A 2814-nucleotide genomic window follows, 5' to 3' on the forward strand; every position below is an offset into this window, starting at 1 on the left:
GCGCATTGCCCGCGCCCAGCCGTTCGGCAGCAGCACCGACCGCACGCTGGTTCGGCGTCAGGCCGACGCTGGCGAAGGAGGCTTCGTTGCGCCCGACCGCCAGTTGGATACCGCCCGCCGAGTAATCGAGAATGCCACCGAGGAACGCGTAATCCGGCAATACCTGACCGAAGCGGCCTTCGATGCCGCCCGCTGCTTGCAGGATGTTGTAGCGGGTGCCGAGCAGGCTTTGCACTTCGCTGGTGGTCAGCAAGGTCGGGCTGTTTTCCAGGGACATGCTCACCGTCGCGCCTTCAATCACCGCTTTGCCAGTGGCGATGATCTGGTCGCTGCTGGTCGGCGACAGTTCAACGGCATAGGTCGAGCCCGGGGCGAAGGTCACGTCGCCGGCCACGTTCAAGGTGCCGATGGAGTTGCCGGGGGCCACGGTACCGCCGCTTTTCACCGACAGCGCGCCAATATGGCCGTTACCGCCGAGGACGCCGCCGTCATTCACGGTCACCGCCGATTGCAGCGAACCGTTGATCGCCAGTCGTCCCTGGTTGACCAGGGTCGGGCCGCTGTAGGTGTTGTTGCCGGTCAACACCAGAGTGCCCAGGCCCTGCTTGGTCAAACCGCCATGACCGGAAATATCGTTGCGCCAGGTGTCGAGGCCGCAGGTGATGTCGGTGCAGACACGCTCGGTGGGCTTGCCCTTGTCGATGATCGCGCCGATACCCGGCAAATCAGCGACGAACTGACCCGAGCCGTAAGCCCCCTGAATGCGGAACTCTTCGGGGATGTCCTGCTCGGTGACGAACATCGCCGGGCCGTCGATGCCCTTGCGCAAGTTGATCATGCCCCAGCCGTACAGGGCGTCGATGCCCGGTGCGCCGAGGTCGGTGGCGGTGGTGCGCAGCACCGTGGCGACCTGGTCGCCGGACATGTACGGGAAGCGCTCCATCAGCACCGCCATCGAGCCGGCCACGTGTGGCGCGGCCATCGAGGTGCCATTGTAATTTTTGTAACCGGTGGTCAGGTTGTCGGCGTTGGTGCCTTCGATGATCGCGCTGTAGATTTTCGTGCCTGGCGCCGAGACGCAGAAACTCGCGGTGTAGCCGCAACGCGAAGAGAACGTGCTCATGATGTACGGGTTGGCGCTGGCCAGGTCCGGGTTCTTCTGCAACGCAGCGACGGTGATCCAGTTGGGCGCGATGTCCGGGACGAAATAGCCGAGGCCGGCGATGGCGTCCGGGTTGTTGAGGTTGTAGTCGTTACCGGCGGCGAAGATCGTCACGATACCGCTGCGGGCCGCCGCGATTGCACCGTCGTAGGCGCCGCCGGGTTTGGTGCCGAGCAGTGTGCGGATTTCGTTGAACTGCAATTGCGCGTCGTTGACGGTGAAGTGCGGGTACGCCGGATCGCGGCCACCGAGGTCGAAACGGTCGGTGATGCCGATGCCCCAGCTATTGTTGATGATCCGTGCGCCGCTGGCGATCAGCGCATCCCAACCGGCCTTGTACACCGCGCCGTCGTTACCGCGGACGATACCGTCTTCCGGGCCGGGATCGCCGTTGTCGGCGCTGATGATCTGTGCGCCGAATGCTACGCCGTGCATCGGCCCGCCGTCACGACTGCCAGCGGCGATACCCCCGACGTGGGTGCCGTGGGCACCGAGCTTGCCGTCGGAGCCGACCGAGGGCGAGCCGTCGTACAGGAACGCATCACCCGCCTTCACCGGAATGTACGGGTCGGTGTATTCGCGGATCCCGCGCGTGACCAGGGTGATCACCTTGTTGCTGCCGGAGAACTCCGGATGCGCGGCGTACACCGGCTGGTCGAAAATGCCCAGCTTCACGCCTTTGCCGGTATAGCCGGCGGCATAGGCGTAATCGGCACCGATCGCACCCAGGCCCCAGTCGGCCTGGAATTCGGCGCTGCGCCAACTAGAGGGATCACCCTTGCGACCGTTTTCCACGTAGGGCGCCGCGTGCGCGGTGCCCCAACTGGTCAGTGCGCACAACACGGCGCACGTGAGGGTTTTCAGGGCAAAGCGGCCACCCGTTTGCGCGGGGGTATTGTTGTTATTCATCCAGCGACCTTCCTTAGTGATGTTGCGAAAAATCCGTTTATCTCGAATGCATGCGCTGCCTTGTGGCGAGGGGATTTAAGCGGCCCCCTGCAACCTTTGAGGCAAACCGAGTCGTATGGGTCTGCGACTGCTGCGCAGCCGAACGGGGATAAATCCCCTCGCCACAGGTCTGTGTTTGCGCAGCCTGCGGCAGCTCCTGCAGGGATTGGCGTCCCTCCCCTCGGTCAGAACTGCCAGTTCAAACTCAAGCCAACGCCATGACTCTTTTCGCGGCTGGCCAGTTGTCCGGTGTAATCGAGGTTCACCCGCACGTCCTTGCTCAACGCCAGGCCGGCCTGCACGCCCACCAATGCGGCATCGCGCAGCAGTGCCGAGCTCTCCACCGAATACGGCGTGCCGCCGCTGGCAAAACGCAGGTGCTGCCCGGAGTCGATAGCGCTCAGGCTGTGCTGCCAGCCGAGGTGGCCGCTGACGTCCAGCGATTGCTGCGCCGACAGGTTGAAGGTCTTCAGCACGCGCACACCGAGGGTGCTCAGTACCGCATCACGCTGGTCGCCGGTGCTTTTCAGTGCCGCCGCATTGCCCTTTTCCCTGAAGCCTTCGGTGTCCAGGTGCACATACGCGAGGTTGGCGAACGGCTCCAGTGACAATGGTTGCAGGTGCAGTCGATACGCCGCTTCACCGAATACTTGCGTGGTGCTCGCATCGACCTTGGCCTTCTGTTTGCCGCTGACGTTGCCGTA

At 63.8% G+C, this 2814-nt stretch carries 2 protein-coding genes; both read right to left on the minus strand.

The window, feature by feature from the left end:
* The coding region (locus tag DBR24_RS00550; RefSeq protein WP_128613560.1) for an autotransporter serine protease at nt 1-2071 on the minus strand (2071 nt) is incomplete at its 3' end.
* Nucleotides 2072-2295: 224 nt separating this feature from the next.
* A partial coding sequence (locus DBR24_RS00555; RefSeq protein ID WP_128613561.1) for an autotransporter domain-containing protein occupies nt 2296-2814 on the minus strand: 519 nt, incomplete at its 5' end.

Source organism: Pseudomonas sp. HMWF006 (genome assembly GCF_003061205.1).
GTDB classification, from domain to species: domain Bacteria; phylum Pseudomonadota; class Gammaproteobacteria; order Pseudomonadales; family Pseudomonadaceae; genus Aquipseudomonas; species Aquipseudomonas monsensis.